At 70.5% G+C, this 15250-nt stretch carries 14 protein-coding genes; 2 read left to right on the forward strand and 12 right to left on the reverse strand.

Translation table 11 applies throughout. The features are described from left to right. The 9 genes from VFB40_RS25540 to hemL all read right to left on the reverse strand — a co-directional run. On the reverse strand, positions 1 to 1434 hold a 1434-nt coding region (locus VFB40_RS25540), incomplete at its 3' end, for a menaquinone biosynthesis decarboxylase (protein WP_324855012.1). 42 nt (positions 1435 to 1476) lie between these two features. Then, the gene (locus tag VFB40_RS25545; RefSeq protein ID WP_324855014.1) at positions 1477 to 2652 is read right to left on the reverse strand and encodes a dihydrofolate reductase family protein; all 1176 of its coding nucleotides are present in this window, start codon (positions 2650 to 2652) and stop codon (positions 1477 to 1479) included. A gap of 16 nt (positions 2653 to 2668) precedes the next feature. After that, a complete protein-coding gene (locus VFB40_RS25550) occupies positions 2669 to 4792 on the reverse strand; it encodes an LCP family protein (protein WP_324855016.1) in 2124 nt (707 codons plus the stop codon). A gap of 151 nt (positions 4793 to 4943) precedes the next feature. Further along, complete coding sequence (ccsB, locus tag VFB40_RS25555; protein WP_324855018.1) at positions 4944 to 5981, reverse strand: c-type cytochrome biogenesis protein CcsB; 1038 nt, start codon at positions 5979 to 5981, stop codon at positions 4944 to 4946. After that, a complete protein-coding gene (gene resB / locus VFB40_RS25560; protein ID WP_324855020.1) occupies positions 5978 to 7828 on the reverse strand; it encodes a cytochrome c biogenesis protein ResB in 1851 nt (616 codons plus the stop codon). Before resB ends, ccsB begins: the two co-directional genes overlap by 4 nt. A gap of 35 nt (positions 7829 to 7863) precedes the next feature. Further along, the gene (locus VFB40_RS25565; protein ID WP_324855021.1) at positions 7864 to 8739 is read right to left on the reverse strand and encodes a cytochrome c biogenesis CcdA family protein; all 876 of its coding nucleotides are present in this window, start codon (positions 8737 to 8739) and stop codon (positions 7864 to 7866) included. Position 8740: 1 nt separating this feature from the next. Next, positions 8741 to 9343 carry a TlpA family protein disulfide reductase gene (locus tag VFB40_RS25570; RefSeq protein WP_324855023.1) on the reverse strand — a complete coding sequence of 201 codons (603 nt, stop codon included), beginning with the start codon at positions 9341 to 9343 and terminating at the stop codon, positions 8741 to 8743. Between the two features lie 54 nt (positions 9344 to 9397). Next, positions 9398 to 10063, reverse strand: coding sequence for a histidine phosphatase family protein (locus VFB40_RS25575; protein ID WP_324855025.1), 666 nt, complete (start codon positions 10061 to 10063; stop codon positions 9398 to 9400). 75 nt (positions 10064 to 10138) lie between these two features. Then, the gene (gene hemL / locus VFB40_RS25580) at positions 10139 to 11449 is read right to left on the reverse strand and encodes a glutamate-1-semialdehyde 2,1-aminomutase (RefSeq protein WP_324855027.1); all 1311 of its coding nucleotides are present in this window, start codon (positions 11447 to 11449) and stop codon (positions 10139 to 10141) included. Between the two features lie 121 nt (positions 11450 to 11570). On the opposite strand from hemL, the gene VFB40_RS25585 reads away from it, so the two are divergent. Then, positions 11571 to 12191 (forward strand): SigE family RNA polymerase sigma factor, encoded by a 621-nt coding sequence (locus VFB40_RS25585; protein WP_324855037.1) that lies wholly within the window; start codon positions 11571 to 11573, stop codon positions 12189 to 12191. Positions 12192 to 12279: 88 nt separating this feature from the next. Beyond that, positions 12280 to 13224, forward strand: coding sequence for a hypothetical protein (locus VFB40_RS25590; protein WP_324855029.1), 945 nt, complete (start codon positions 12280 to 12282; stop codon positions 13222 to 13224). Here VFB40_RS25590 and pth read toward each other — a convergent pair. The 3 genes from pth to prs form a co-directional block, all read right to left on the reverse strand. Continuing rightward, on the reverse strand, positions 13175 to 13759 hold the full coding sequence (gene pth / locus VFB40_RS25595; protein ID WP_324855031.1) for an aminoacyl-tRNA hydrolase: 585 nt from the start codon (positions 13757 to 13759) through the stop codon (positions 13175 to 13177). The genes VFB40_RS25590 and pth overlap by 50 nt on opposite strands. 128 nt (positions 13760 to 13887) lie before the next feature. After that, positions 13888 to 14511 carry a 50S ribosomal protein L25/general stress protein Ctc gene (locus VFB40_RS25600; protein ID WP_324855033.1) on the reverse strand — a complete coding sequence of 208 codons (624 nt, stop codon included), beginning with the start codon at positions 14509 to 14511 and terminating at the stop codon, positions 13888 to 13890. A 342-nt stretch (positions 14512 to 14853) separates the two neighbouring features. After that, a partial coding sequence (gene prs / locus VFB40_RS25605; protein ID WP_324855035.1) for a ribose-phosphate diphosphokinase occupies positions 14854 to 15250 on the reverse strand: 397 nt, incomplete at its 5' end.

Consider the following 15250-nt stretch of genomic DNA (forward strand, 5'->3'; position numbering starts at 1 on the left):
CTCACGCCAGCGCCGGTCGACGAGCGCGCGGGTCGACTCGTCCAGCACGCACTCGTCCGGCCAGCCGCGCCGGTAGCCCTCGGTCGGCAGTTTGCGAGTCGCGTCGATGCCGAGCTTGCCGCCCCAGAACTGCTGATACGAGGCATGGTCCAGGTGATCGACGGGCCCCTCGGTGAGCAGCAGGTCGCGGGCGTAGTCCACGTTCCCGAACGCCCGCCAGGAGACCTCGGCGTAGTCGTGGACGTCACAGTCGGCATCCACGATGACGATCAGCTTGGTCAGCGACATCAGGTGTGCGCCCCAGATCGCGTTCATCACCTTCTGCGCGTGCTTCGGGTAGCGCTTGTCGATGGAGACGATGGCGCAGTTGTGGAAGCCGCCGGTCTCCGGCAGGTCGTAGTCCACGATGTCCGGGACGATCATCTTGAGCAGCGGCAGGAAGAAACGCTCGGTGGCCTTGCCGAGCGGGCCGTCCTCGGTCGGCGGGCGGCCGACCACGATCGACTGCAGCAGCGCGTTCTTGCGCATGGTGACCGCGGTGACGGTCAGGGCCGGGAACGGCTCGACCGGCGTATAGAAGCCGGTGTGGTCGCCGAAGGGACCCTCGGGGCGGGTGACTCCCGGCTCCAGCCAGCCTTCGAGCACGACCTCGCAGTGCGCCGGCACCTGCAGCGGCACGGTCTTGCAGTCCACCAGCTCGACGCGCTCGCGCTGCACGAAACCGGCGAACAGGTACTCGTCGATGTCCGCGGGCAGTGGCGCGGTCGCGGCGTAGGTGACGACCGGTGGGCAGCCGAACGCGATGGCCACCGGCAGTCGCTCGCCGAGGCGTTGCGCGACCGCGTAGTGGTTGGTCGAGTCCTTGTGAATCTGCCAGTGCATGCCGATGGTGCGTGAATCGTGCCGTTGGAGGCGGTACAGGCCGAGGTTGCGCTGGCCGGTCTCCGGGTGCTTGGTGTGCGTGAGGCCGAGGTTGAAGAACGAACCGCCGTCCTGGGGCCAGGTATGCAGTGCGGGCAGCGCGTTGAGATCGACCTGATCATCCGTCAGGACGATCTGCTGGCAGGGGGCGCCCTTGACGTGCTTCGGCGGGACCGAGCGCAGCTGCGCCACCTTGCCGAGCGCGTCCTTGAAGCCGGAGAGGCCGTGCGGCAGCTCGGGCTTGAGCAGCTCGCCGATCCGCTCGCCGATCTCGTCCAGGCTCTTGATGCCGAGGGCGAGGCACAGCCGGCGCTGCGTGCCGAAGACGTTCATCGCCAGCGGCAGCCCGGAGCCCTTGACGTTCTCGAACAGCAGGGCCGGGCCCTGCGCCTTCTGCACCCGGTCGGTGATCTCGCCGACCTCCAGGTACGGGTCGACCTGGGCCTTGATCCGGCGCAGCTCCCCCTCGCGCTCCAGCGTCCGCAGGAAGGAGCGCAGATCTTCATAGGCCATGCAGTCAAGTATCCATGGCGGTCGTCGGCGGCGACGCGACGGTCAGCCGAGCAGATGCGCGTTGATGGCGCGCACGTGTTCGCCCAGCTCAGGCAGCTCGACCACGTCGACTCCGGCGGCGCGCAGCCGGTCGGCTCCGTCGCAGACCGCGAGCAGGGCCGGTTCGCGCAGCGCGAGCACGATGCGCGGGATGCCGGCGGCGAGGATGTGGTCGGTGCAGCTGAGCGGTCGGGAGGAGCGCGGCGAGCAGGGTTCGAGGGAGGTGAAGAGGGTGGCGGCCTTGAGCCGCGGGTCGGCAGGGTCGAGCTTGGCGAGCGCGACCTCCTCGGCGTGATTCTTGTCCGGATCGCCAAGGCCGCTGCGCGGTTCGCGAGAGTAGCCGGTGGAGATCACGGCTCCGTTCGCGTCGGTGACGATCGCGCCGACCGAGAACGCGCCCATGACCGGCGGGCAGGAACGGGAAAGCTCGACCGCCAGCCGGAGCATATGTGCGTCTGAGGTGGCGTCAGGTGCGGCGCGGTTGACCAGATAGCGGCTGAACTGCACGTCACCGAGCGTGCGGCTCTCGCCAAGGATCATCCGGCGGCTCGGCGATTGCGGGTAGCCGCCGGGGCCGAAGGCGTGCGGGGCGTCCCGGTCGCCGAGGAGGAAAGGCGCGATGGAGAGCTGGATTTCGTCGGCCAGATCCTCGGCCAGGAAGCGGGTGAGCACCGAGGCGCCGCCCTCGACCATCAGGCGCCGGACTCCGCGGCGGGCCAGGTTGTCCAGCAGCTCGCCGAAGTCAACCGTTCGGCCACTGCCACTATCGCCACTGCGACTGCCACCGCCACTGCCGTGTCTGCCAGCGGCGCCGTAAACGACGGTCTCGGCGCCCTCCGCGGTGAACACCGCCGCGTCACGGTCGAGCTTGCCGGAGCCGGAAACCACGACGCGCAGCGGGCTTGCCGGTTCGCCCCGGGCGATGCGGGCCGCGCGGCGCTCCGGCGAGCGCACCAGCAGCCGTGGATTGTCTGCACGCACGGTGCCGGCCCCCACCAGGATCGCGTCCACCGAGGCGCGTAATGCGTCCACCCGGTCGAAGTCCGCGTCGTTCGAGAGCAGCAGCCGCCGCGACGTCGTGTCGTCGAGGCAGCCGTCGAGCGAGGTCGTGCAACTGAGGATGACCCACGGCCGCGCGGCGGCCGCGTCGCCCCTCGTCGTCGATCTTGGCTCCGTCACGCCTCCATTGTGGGGGCTACTTGACGATGTAGAACGGGTTCACCGGGACGCAGGTGTTGCCGCTGTCCGCGGCGTTCGACAGCGAGGAGACCGCCGGGGCGCTGGCCGCCGTGGTCGCCGTCGAGTTGCCGCCGGCCGTCGAGGCGCCGCCGAAGGTGGTGCCGGAGGTCCAGTCGGTACCGAGGACCACGGTGACTTCCGAGTACGCGTTCGACTGCGTCATCGCCGAGCTCGGCAGGCCGAGCGCCTTCTGCACCGCCGCCGCCGAGTCGCTGCGGGTCGAGGGGTAGTAGATCTTCGTGGTCGCGGCGGAGGCGTGGTTGCCTGCCACCGTCGCCAGCGAGAAGCCGTCGGTGACCAGGGCGTCCTTGATCGTGGTCGCCCGGCCGGAGACCCCGCTGCCGTTGAACACCTGGACGTGGACCGCGGCGTCGTTAACGGCCGCCGGCGTGGTCGGCGCGGCCTGGCTGCTCGGTGCGGCGGGCGCGGTCGAGGTGCTGGCCTTCGCGGCCACGGTCGAGTACGACACGTCGTTCTGGATGTTCTGGAACATCTCCTGCGCGTACGGCTGGGCCACCAGGACGTGGGCCGGGCTGTTCGGGTCGATGTTCCACGGCATGGTGACGAAGGAGATGCGGTTGGTCGGCACCCGGTTCATCGTGGTGGCCAGGCCTTCCAGACCGCTCACCCCGCTGAGTCCGTCATCGACGGTGAGCGCCTTGGTCGCGGCGTCGGCCACCTTGAACAGGGTGCCGAAGTCGGACAGGTTCATGTTGGCCCGCACTTCCTTGATCATCTGCGCGAGGAAGTAGTGCTGGGCCTTCTCGCGGCCAAGGTCGGAGCCGTCGTAGAAGCCGTGGCGGGTGCGGACGAACGCCAGGGCGCTGGCGCCTTCGACCATGTTGACGCCCTTGTTCAGCCGCAGCCCGGAGTTCGGGTCGTACATCTTCGCCGAGACGCACACCTGCACGCCGCCGAGCGCGTTGGACAGCGTCTCCACGCCGACGAAGTCGACCATGACGAAGTGGTCGATGGTCAGGCCGGTCAGGTTGTGCACCGCGAGCACCGTGCAGGACGGTCCCCACTGCAGCGAGCTGTTGATCGTGCTGAGGAAGCCGCCGCCGCTGGTGTGGTTGGCGGTGTCGGTGCAGTGCGGGATCGTGACCATCGTGTCGCGCGGGATCGACATGACGGTGGCGTTGGAGCGGTCGGCGGAGAGGTGCACGACCATCTCCACGTCCGCGTTCGAGCCCGGCCCGCAGTCGTGGCCGATGGCGCAGTCGGCCGGGTTGTTCCGCTGGTCCGAGCCGATGACCAGGATGTTCAGCGGGGAGCGGCCGTACTTGTCGACCGGCTCGGGCGACTGCGTCGTGCCGTTCTGCAGCAGCGCGGTGTGCTTGATGTTGCCGGTCAGGTGCATGATCACGTAGGCGCTGGTGCCCAGGATCAGCACCAGCAGCGTGGAGACGCTGATCGCGGTCCACTTGACGATCTTGCGCCGGCGGGTCGGCGGGCGCTTGCCGCCGCCCTTGCCCGCCGCCGCGGCGCGCCTGGCCTTGCCGGAAGGGTCGAGCTCGTCGAGGTCGAGATCGTCGTTGACGTTGCCGTCGACCATCCCGGTGGACGCCGAGGCGGTAGCGGTCCGGGCGCCGCGCGAGCGAGGCGTCCAGGCGTCGTCGCCTTGCGCCCCACGCCGCCCCTGCCCTTGGCTTTGAGGCGTCGCGTCGACCGGTGACCACGCGCCGTTGGCGCTGTTGCCGTTCGCCCTACCTGCGCCGTTCGCGCCGTACGGGTCACGCCGCGGATAAGCGTCTACAGGCGTCGTGCGCTCTGCGCCGCGACCGCCGTAACCCGGCGTCCACTCGCCGCGCCCCTGCTGCTGCGCGCCGTTCCCCTGGGCACCGCCGTATCCGTCGCGGCGCTGCTGCTGCTGCGGGTCCGCGGACCACGGCTGCTGAGGCTGACGCTGCGTCGGCTGCGGTACGCGGTAAGGATCCCGCGACTGCTGCCCGCCACGGGCGGCGGGACGACCAGACGACTGACCCTGCGCGTAAGGGTCGTAGCCGGCTTCGTCCCGGCGCCTCCCCTCGCCGCGGTCGTCGGCCCCGTAAGCCGGGTACCAGCCGCGATCGTCGCTCATCAGGTCAGGTCCTTCCGCGTGTAGGGCTCGGCACGGCCGGTCCACCCGGCACGCTCACCCTGTTGCCGCCTTTCAGGACGCTGCCCGTCCCCCACCCGGTTGCCGATGGCGGCGCTACGGATCTTGATAAGGCGACCTACGGCCGGTCCCCCTACAGACCGGCGTAACTGTGGTGACCGGTGAGCAGCGTATTAACCCCGAAGTAATTGAACATGACGCAAAGGAAAGCAGCCAACGCGATCCACGCCGCGGCCCGGCCCTTCCAGCCGTGCGTGGCCCGCGCGTGCAGGTAGGCGGCGTAGATGACCCACACGATGAAGGACCAGGTCTCCTTGGGGTCCCAGCCCCAGTAGCGGCCCCAGGCCTTCTCCGCCCAGATCGCGCCCGCGATCACCGCGAAGGTCCACAGCGGGAAGATGAACGCGATCACCCGGTACGCGGTGCGGTCGAGCATGCCGGAGGAGGGCACGCGTTCGAGCATGCCGCTCAGCCGCGGCAGCTTGCCCTCCTCGGCGGCCGCCTTGAGCAGGTACAGGATCGTGGCGACGGTCGCGACGCCGAAGGCCCCGGTGGACAGGACCGCGGCGGTCACGTGGATGTACAGCCAGTAGGAGTGCAGCGCCGGGACCAGCTCCTCGGCGTCGGTGTAGAGCACCGTGTAGGCCAGGCCGAGGGTCAGCAGCACGATGAAGGTCACCGGCAGGCCGAGCCAGCGCACCTTGCGCCCGGTGGCCAGCAGCACCACGTACGCGAAAGCCATGGCGAGCGCGGCGGCGCAGGAGAACTCGTACATGTTCGCCCACGGCACCCGCTGCACGGCCATGCCGCGGCACACCACGCCGGCGGCGTGCAGGCCGAACGCGATGAAGGTGGCCAGCACGGCGAAGCGCCCGACGGCCTCGGCGCGCAGCGAGTCGCCGGCGACCGTGGGCTCCGCCTCCTCCTGAGCCGTCCGGGTGAGCACGGAGACGCCGGACGAGCCGACGGACACGGTGGCCTGCTCCCGGGCCGCCGCCGAGGCCTCGGCCGCCGCGGCGCCCGACCGTCCGACCGCGGCCGCCTTCGCGCCGATCCGGGAGCGGGAGCCGAACGCCCACTCGCCGCAGTACGCGAAGAACGCGACCGCGTAGGCGACCAGCGCCAGCGCGATGAACAGGTTGCTGTAGTGCGCGAGGTTTTCGTTGATCACGCGGACGCTCCAGTGCGCGGGGTGGACTTGCGCTGTTGCTGCTCGGTCCCGGCCGGGTCGCCGGGTGACGGCGCGACGGTCAGCTGCGCGGCCAGTACCTCCGCGGCCTCGGTCACTTCGGTGGTCGGCGTCGCGCCCTCGGTGCGCGCCAGGCCGGCCACCTCGATCAGCCGGGTTCCGTCGGCCTGGTCGCTGACGCGCACCCAGATCCGGCGCCGGCGGATGCCGAGCGAGCCGACCAGGCCGAGCACCGCGAAGGCCGCGGAGCCGAGCGCGATCGGCTGCCCGGGGTCGTAGGCGATGTTGAACTGCGCCCACTGCTTGACCCCGTCGAAGGTGATCGAGCCGAGGCCGTTCGGCAGGGTCGCGGTCTGCCCGACCGACAGCATCAGCGCGTTGCCGCCGGCCGGGTTCGTCTTGTCCTTCACCTGCAGGCGGGTCAGCTTGCTGGTGTCCAGCGTGTACACGCTCTGCGACTCGCCGTCGTTCATGCTCAGGTCCCCGGCGTACGCGGCCAGGATCAGGACCGGGTTCTGCGCCGCGGGGAACACCGAGGCGGGCATCGAGCCCGGGATGGTCACCGCGGTGGGCAGCAGGTAGCCCTGGAAGCCGAGCCCCTTCGGCTTGGCGTCCGGGACCTTGATCGCGCCGCTGGAGGTGAAGTTCGCGTCGATGCCGAGGAAGATGACCGGCCCGTCGTACACGACCTGTCCCGCGCCGTCCTTGACGGTGACGACCGGGGAGTAGCCGTGGCCTTCCAGGAAGATGTTCGTGCCGTTGACCGTGATCGGGCTGTTGACCTGAACGTCCACCTTCTTCGCCTTGCTGGTCGGCGTCGCGTAGTAGGAGGAGTACGCGTCGAAGGTGCGCGGCTGGCCCATCTGATCGCCGCTGTCCTGGTAGCTGGCGGTGAACTTGTCCAGGTGGATGCAGAACGGCGGCAGGTCCTGCGGCCCGACCAGCTGACCCATCGTCAGCGTGTCGTAGCCGGCGATGGTGTCGCAGAACTGGCTGCCCTCGGTCACCAGGCGGGCGCCCTTGAAGCCGAAGAAGTGGCCGACGGCGACCGCGACCAGGATGCCGAGCAGCGCCAGGTGGAAGATCAGGTTGCCGGTCTCGCGCAGGTAGCCCTTCTCCGCGGAGACCCACGTGCCGCCCGCGTCCTCGCCGGTGACGGTGCGAAACCGCCTGCCCTTCAGCCGCTTCTGCGCGGCCGCGAGCGCCTGCTGCGCGGAGGCCTCGGTGCGGAACGAGGCGTGCACGGGCAGCCGCTTGAGGTTGCGCGGGGCGGCCGGCGGGCGGCCGCGCATCGCGCGGAAGTGCGCGAGCGAGCGGGGCAGGATGCAGCCAACCAGCGAGATGAACAGCAGGCAGTAGATCGCGCCGAACCACACCGACTCGAACACGTCGAACAGCTGGAGCTTGTCCAGGATCGGCGCCCAGGTCTTGTGCGCGACGTAGAACTGCAGCACCTTGCTCGGGTCGATCTCGCGCTGCGGCAGCAGCGAGCCGGGGATCGCCGCGACCGAGAGCAGGAACAGCAGGGTCAGCGCGATCCGCATCGAGGTCAGCTGCCGCCACATCCAGCGCAGCAGCTCCGCGGTGCCGAGCCGGGGCACGGCCACGGATGATTCCGGGCGCGGAGCGGTGGACAGCCGGTCAGCCTCTTCGAACCCCACGCCAGAGCCGCCGTCGGCTGGGTGTTCGACGGCTGCCGACTCGACAGCTGCGGGCTCGACGGCTGCGGGCTCGGTGACGGTGTCGGCGGCGCGGGCCTCGGCGCGCGCCTCCGCGGCCTCGCCGGCGCGCGCCGCCTCGGCCTGCTGCTCCGTCTGCTGCTCAGTCACACTCTCCGCCTCGGTGCATCTCGGTATGCCGGCCGTCACAGCGGCAGGTTGAAGCCCACGACCCACCCCTGCACGTGGTGGATCAAGTCGTCCCACGCCCCGCTGACCATCGCCGCGCCGACGACGACGAGCATCCCGCCGCCGATCCGGGTCACCGCCGCGTAATGCTGCTTGATCCAGCCGAACGCGGTCATCGCCCGGCGGAACGCGACGGCGGTCAGGATGAACGGTAGCCCGAGCCCGATGCAGTAGACCGCGGCGAGGAACGCGCCGCGTCCGGCCGACGCCTGGGTCCAGGCGAGCGTCTGCACGGCCGTGAGCGTCGGGCCGAGGCAAGGCGTCCAGCCGATGCCGAACACCATGCCGAGCAGCGGCGCGCCGACGAGCCCGGCGGTCGGCCGGTAATGCAGCCGCGCGTCCCGCTGCAGCCAGCCCGACCAGCGCTGCGGCATCGCTCCCGCGAAGAAGAGCCCGAGCAGGATCACCAGGCTGCCGAAGACCTGCTCCAGCACCCGTTCATGCTGAATCAGGTTCGCGCCCGCGTAGCCGAAGGCCGCGCCGGCCGAGACGAACACGGCGGTGAAGCCGAGCACGAACAGGGTCGCGCCGAGTACGGTGCGTCCGCGCAGCACGCGCCCGGCGCTGACGATGGTTCGCGTCTTGGTCAGGGTTCGCGTCTGGCCCGCGCCGGCTTCGGCTTCTTGCCCGTCTTCGTGGGCGCGGGTTTGCGCGTCCTTGCGCGCCTCTACGTCCTGGGCGTCGACCGCGGACATGCCCGTGACGTACGACAGGTAGCCCGGCACCAGCGGCAGCACACACGGCGACGCGAACGAGATCGCCCCGGCGGCCAGCGCCACCGGCACCGCCAGCAGCAGCGAGCCGCCGGCCATCAGCGACGCGACACCCGACATGTCAGCTCCCGCTTAAGACCTTGTCGAGCGCCTGCTTGAGCTGCGGCTCGGTGGTGCCGCCGATGATGCGCGTCGCGATCTTGCCGTCGCGGTCGACGATGATGCTCGACGGGATGTTGGTCGGCGGGACGACGGTCTTGAACTCGAGCAGCAGCGTCTCGGACGGGTCCTGCAGCGACGGATAGGTGATGTGGTCGTCGGCGACGAAGGCGAGCGCGGCGGAGTTCACGTCGCGCACGTTGATGCCCAGGAACTGCACGCCCTTGGCCTGGTACTGCTCGTAGGTCTCCTCCAGCGCGGGCGCCTCGAGACGGCACGGACCGCACCAGGAGCCCCAGATGTTCACCACGACGTACTTGCCGCGGTAGTCGGACAGCGCGAGCTTCTTGCCGTCCAGGGTGGTGCCGGACAGGTCCGGGGCGGCGACCCGCTGGCCCGGCGCGACGTCCGTGATGTTGGTGCTCGCGTTCGTCACGAACCCGGCGTCGCCCCCGCCGCCGGTGGAGTTGGTGCAGCCGGCCAGCAGCGCCGCGCCGGTGAGCGCGGCGGTGAGCGCGCCCGCCGCGCGGCGGGCGGAACGGGAGGTGTGGGCGGGTACGACCATGCGAAGAGTCTCGCACGGTCGGATTCGGGCGAAGCCGCGGGGGTCCGGGGCGGGTCAGGCCCCGGCGACGAACTTCTTCGTGGTCTTGACCGGCAGCAGGTCCTTCGCGGGCTCCTGGTAGTCGATGCCGACCAGCTGCGTGCCGACGTACCGGAAAGAGGTCACCGAGGCCAGCGAGCACTGGCGGCGGCGCGGGTCGTGCCACAGCCGGCGGTGCTCGGCGGCGAGCCGGGTGACCCAGATCGGCAGCTGGTGGCTCACGCACACCGCCTCGTGGCCGGCGGCCTTGTCGCGCGCGGCCTCCAGCGCCGCCTTCATCCGCGCCACCTGCTCGACGTAGGGTTCGCCCCAGGACGGTCGCAGCGGGTTGTACAGCCGCGGCCACACTCCCGGGCGCTTGAGCACGCCGTCGCCGACGCTGAACCGCTTGCCCTGGAAGTAGTTCTCCGCCTCGATCAGCCGGCCGTCGGTGCCGATTTCGAGGCCGAGCCGCTCGGCGATCGGCGCGGCGGTCTCCTGCGCGCGGTCGAGCGGCGAGGCGATCACCGCGACCACGTCGTGGTCGGCGAAGAACTCCGCGGCCCGCTCTGCCATCTTGCGGCCGAGCTCGGACAGGTGGAAGTCGGGCAGCCTGCCGTAGAGGATCCCGGTGGGGTTGTACACCTCGCCGTGGCGCATGAGGTGGACCGTGGTCTGCGTACCGGGATCGATCTGCGTCATGTCGCGCATCTTATGCGAGACAGGTTGACGTTCGGTTCGGTACCAGTGACCTGCATCAACGGGTGACCTGAACCGTCAGCGGCCCGCCACAGCCGCCGCCGCGCGCGCCGCGACCGGGAGCGCCGCCGCGATCCGGTCCACCGCCGCGCCGTCGTGCGCCGCAGAGACGAACCAGGCCTCGAATGCGCTCGGCGGCAGGTACACGCCCTCGCTGAGCATCGCGTGGAAGAACGCCTTGTACGCCTCGGTGTCTTGGCGCTTCGCCGCCGCATAGTCGGTGACCGGCTCGTCGGTGAAGAAGATCGAGAACATCGTCCCGGCGAACTGCACCCGGTGCGCGACCCCCTCCTTCGCCAGCGCCTCGGCGGCGAGGTCGGCGATGGTGTGGGCGGTGCGGTCCAGGTGGTCGTAGACCTCGGGCGTGCAGTTGCGCAGCGTCGCCAGCCCGGCGGCCGTCGCGACGGGGTTCCCGGACAGCGTCCCGGCTTGGTACACCGGCCCCTCCGGGGCTAGACGCGCCATCACGTCCGCGCGTCCGCCGAAGGCCGCCGTCGGGAAGCCGCCGCCCATCACCTTGCCGAAGGTCATCAGGTCCGGGACCACGCCGTCGATGCCGAACCAGCCGGTGCGCGAGGACCGGAATCCGGTCATCACCTCGTCGGAGATGTACAGCGCGCCGTGCTCGTGGCACAGGTCCCGCAGCGCCGCGTTGAAGCCGTCCAGCGGAGGCACGATGCCCATGTTCCCGGCCGCCGCCTCGGTGATCACGCAGGCGATCTCGGCGCCGAACTCGGCGAAAGCGGCCCGCACCGCCTCCAGGTCGTTGTACGGCAGCACGATCGTGTCGCCGGCCTGAGCCCCCGTCACCCCCGGGGTGTCCGGCAACCCGAGCGTCGCGACGCCCGAACCGGCCGCCGCGAGCAGCGCGTCCACGTGCCCGTGGTAGCAGCCCGCGAACTTGACCACCTTCGACCGGCCGGTGAAGCCGCGGGCCAGCCGGATCGCCGACATGGTCGCCTCGGTCCCGGAGGAGACCAGCCGCACCCGCTCGGCCGGGCCGATCCGCGCCACGATCTCCTCGGCCAGCACCACCTCGCCCTCGCTCGGCGTGCCGAAGGAGGTGCCGTGCAGCAGCGCCGCCGAGGTCGCCTGAAGCACAGCCGGATGGGCGTGCCCGAGGATCAGCGGCCCCCAGGAGCAGACCAGATCAACGTACTCGCGGCCGTCGGCGTCGGTGAGGTAGGCGCCCTTGCCGGAGACCATGAAGCGCGGCGTCCCGCCGACCGCGCCGAACGCCCGCACCGGCGAGTTCACACCGCCCGGCGTCACCGCCTGCGCGCGGTCGAACAGCTTCTGGGATTCGGGGGCTGCGTAGTCGTACGTCACCGGTCCATCCTCGCACCATCGCCGCGCCGGACGACGATCGGTGCAACCCGGCACACAGGTGCCCGCTCTAGACCGGATGACAGAACCTTCACGCCACTCCAGGGAGGACGGACCCTGCGTGATGATCCGCAGCGCCCACCAAACCCGCGATATCGACGAACCGGTTCCCCCCGGCCGGCCTGGCGACCCCTCCGCCTGCACCGGACTGCCGGCCGCCGTCGCCGAGCCGCCCGACCCCGAACCACCCGATTTCGAGTCCTACGCCGCGGCGCGCCAGCACCACCTCTACCGCACGGCCTATCTGCTGTGTGGTGACCGTGATCGCGCGCAGGACCTCGTGCAGACCACGCTGGTCGCGCTGCTGCGCTCGTGGCGCAAGGCACGGCTCGCCGAGAATCCGGACGCTTACGCGAAGAAGGCGCTGGTGCGTGCCTTCCTCACCGAGCAGCGCAAGCTGCGTCGCAGCGTCTCCGCGCACGCGTTTCTCCGGGCCGAGCCCGGCTCCGCCGCGACCGCCGCCGACCCGGCCGAGTTGCGCCTCGTCGTCCTGGACGCCTTGCGCGCCCTGCCACCCAAGCCGCGAACCATGATCATCCTGCGCTACTGGGAGGACCTGTCGGTCGAGGAGACAGCCGCGCTGCTGGGATGCAGCACCGGCAACGTCAAGAGCCAGTGCTCACGCTCGCTGGCCAAGCTGCGCGAACTGCTCGGAGACCGGTTCACCGAGCTGTCCGAACCCTGATCCCCAGCACCGCCCCGACAACAACCACGGCCACAACTACCGCGACCACCACAACCACCGCGATTGAGAAACGGAACCGAGGAACCCCATGCCGAACCTGCACGAACTCTTCGACGCCGCCTCCGACGGCCTGCCGCCGCTGCCCGACCTCGCCCCCACCGCCCGCCGGATCGTCCGCCGCAGAAAGCTCGCCACACGCTCCGCAGGAGCGGCGCTCAGCAGCGCCCTGGTCATCGGCGCCGGCACGATCTTGATCGGCGGCGTCCACTCCTCCAATCCCGCATCCGGCGACGGATTCGGCGCCGGCTCGTCGAGCACCACCCGAGCCATCCCACTCGCGAAAACCTTTCACCAGGAGGCGGTCTCCGCGCTGCAGCGGATCTGGCCGGTCGCCGGTGAGCAGATCAAGTTCGTCGGCAAGCCGGATCAGACCGTTTACGCCGCCACCACGCCGACCGCCAGCTACCGCGTCGTGCTGACGTTCCACTCGCTTCCGGCCAAAGTCGCCGAAGGCCAGGCGCTTGCGCCCTGCGCGACCGACACCGGTCCGCAGTCCACCTTCGCGTGCAGCCAGCTGCCGACCGGACAGACGGTCGCGGCGCGCGTCGGTGAGAACATGGCGGAATTCGACTTCACCGTCGGCGACGTCCAGTCGATGCTCACGGTCACCGGCGGTCCGGTGGCCCACATCGACGCCCGCAAGCTGCTGACGATGGCCAAATCAGCGATCTTCCAGCAGCTGTTCGCCGACGCCCATCTCTACTTCGGAGTGATCACGCCGATGCCCGGGGTCGACTTCGGATCCACCGCGCCGAATGCCACGCCGAGTAGCACCCCGAGCCCCGCGGACGGCCTCATCAACGTCAACATGCTGCCGCTCTCCAGCGCGCTCGGCTTCCCCCCGCCGGACACGGCCAGCCCCACGCCTCCCGGCTCCGGCTCGATCGGCAGCGCGGCCGCGGGCACCGTGCCCGCCACCAGCGTCACGACTCCGCGTGGTAGCGATTCTGCGCAGCCTCAAGCGACTCGGTGACCAGCGCCTCCACGGCGTCGGCGGCCCGGTCCACGTGGAACGGCAGTTCCTTGTTCTCCACCGAGGAGAACGGCTTGAGCACGAAGTCCGCCGGGTCCTGGCGACCCGGCGGGCGGCCGATGCCGAAGCGCACGCGTAGGTACTCGCGGGTGCCGATCGACTTGGTGATGGACCGCAGGCCGTTGTGCCCGTTGTCCCCGCCGCCGCGCTTGAGCCGCACGGTGCCGTACGGAAGGTCGAGTTCGTCGTGCACGACCACGATCCGCTCGACCGGGACCTTGAAGAAGTCGCGCAGCGAGGCGGTCGGCCCGCCGGAGAGGTTCATGAAGGACTTCGGCTTGCCCAGCACGACGCGCGTTCCGCCGACCCGGCCCTCCACCACGTCCACGCCGCCGCGGTGCGCCTTGAACCGGCCGCCCATCCGCTGCGCGAGCAGGTCCACCACCATGAAACCGGCGTTGTGCCGGGTCGCGGCGTAACTCGGGCCGGGATTGCCGAGGCCGATCACCAGCCACGGTGCGTTGTCCGCCGCCATCGTTCGACCCGCGCCTTTCGCTCACAGCCGGTTCAGTGGCCTGACAAGCTCAGTGCCGCACCCCGGATCCAGCCGGGGTGCGGCACTGCCGCTTCGCTTACATCGCTGCGTCCCGCTCGGGGCCGGACTCAGCCCTCTTCGGTGGCCTCCGGCTCGGCGGCGGCGCTCTCCTCGGCGGCCTCGGCCTCACCGGTCTCGCCGGCCATCTGCTCGGCGGTCGGCGCGGCCAGGATGTGCACGACCACGTGCTCCGGGTCGGTGACCAGCGTGGCGCCGCGCGGCAGGGTGACGTCCTTGGCCAGGACGTGCCAGCCGACCTCGAGGCCCTCGATGGAGACCTCGACGGAGCCCGGGATGTGCGTGGCCTCGGCCTCGATGGACAGCGCGGTCAGCGTGTGCTCGAGCAGGCCGCCGGCCACCACGTCGCCCACGGTCACGACCGGGACTTCGACGGTGACCTTCTCGCCGCGGCGCACCAGCAGCAGGTCGACGTGCTCGATGGTGCGGCGCACCGGGTCCTTCTGCACGGCCTTCGGCAGGGCCAGCTGGCTGCGGCCGCCCAGGTCCAGGTTCAGCAGCACGTTCGGGGTCTTGAGCGCCAGGAAGAGGTCGTGCTCCGGCAGCGCGAGGTGCACCGCCTCCTCCTTGTGGCCGTAGAGCACGGCCGGGATCTTGCCGTCGCGGCGCAGCTGGCGCGCGGCGCCCTTGCCGAACTTGTCGCGCGGCTCGGCGCTGATGCGGACTTCGGACATGGTGATACTCCTCCTCGATGGTCGGGAAGCCTGGGCGATCTGGCGCAACTCGACATCGAGGCGGAGGCGGGCCTGACCCGCTCGCCCGATACCTCGTTCGGCACGTCGATCACGGAGCGGGCCGATCACGGCCACTCCCTCGCCGGGCAACGCAGCCGAGTTTACCCGAGCCCCAGCCGCCCTCGTCCTGCCCTCGGCCCCGCCGCCTGTTCGCGGGCCTTCGCACCGTCCCCTATCCCGCCCTCAACCTGTCCGTCCCCTACGCGCCGCCTTCGATCCGCCCCTTCCCTGTCCCTGCCCTTGAGCCGTCCCCCGCCCCGCCCCAGGCCCTCCCCCATCCCTCTAAGCATCGCCCTCGAACATCGACGTCACCGAGCCGTCCTCAAAGACCTCCGAAATCGCCCGCGCCACGATCGGCGCGACCGACAGGACCGTGAGCTTGTCAAAGCGGCGCTCCTCCGACAGCGGCAGCGTGTCGGTCACGATGACCTGGCTGACCCGCGAATTCTTCAGCCGGTCGATCGCCGGACCGGAGAACACCGCGTGCGTCGAGACGATGATCACCTCGGCCGCGCCGTTCTCGTACAGCGCCTCGGCCGCGGCGCAGATCGTGCCGGCCGTGTCGATCATGTCGTCCACCAGGACGCAGACCCGGCCGCGGATGTCGCCGACGATCTCGTGCACCGAGACCTGATTCGCCACGTTGATGTCGCGGCGCTTGTGCACGATCGCGATCGGC

The organism is Actinocrinis sp. (assembly GCF_035650855.1).
GTDB lineage: Bacteria > Actinomycetota > Actinomycetes > Streptomycetales > Catenulisporaceae > Actinocrinis.

Bases quoted from the DNA above. Each gene is read 5' to 3' on its own strand.
- VFB40_RS25550 (WP_324855016.1), bottom strand. From the start codon at position 4,792: ATGAGCGACGATCGCGGCTGGTACCCGGCTTACGGGGCCGACGACCGC.
- VFB40_RS25565 (WP_324855021.1), bottom strand. From the start codon at position 8,739: ATGTCGGGTGTCGCGTCGCTGATGGCCGGCGGCTCGCTGCTGCTGGCG.
- VFB40_RS25570 (WP_324855023.1), bottom strand. From the start codon at position 9,343: ATGGTCGTACCCGCCCACACCTCCCGTTCCGCCCGCCGCGCGGCGGGC.
- VFB40_RS25575 (WP_324855025.1), bottom strand. From the start codon at position 10,063: ATGACGCAGATCGATCCCGGTACGCAGACCACGGTCCACCTCATGCGC.
- VFB40_RS25585 (WP_324855037.1), top strand. From the start codon at position 11,571: ATGATCCGCAGCGCCCACCAAACCCGCGATATCGACGAACCGGTTCCC.
- VFB40_RS25590 (WP_324855029.1), top strand. From the start codon at position 12,280: ATGCCGAACCTGCACGAACTCTTCGACGCCGCCTCCGACGGCCTGCCG.
- pth (WP_324855031.1), bottom strand. From the start codon at position 13,759: ATGGCGGCGGACAACGCACCGTGGCTGGTGATCGGCCTCGGCAATCCC.
- VFB40_RS25600 (WP_324855033.1), bottom strand. From the start codon at position 14,511: ATGTCCGAAGTCCGCATCAGCGCCGAGCCGCGCGACAAGTTCGGCAAG.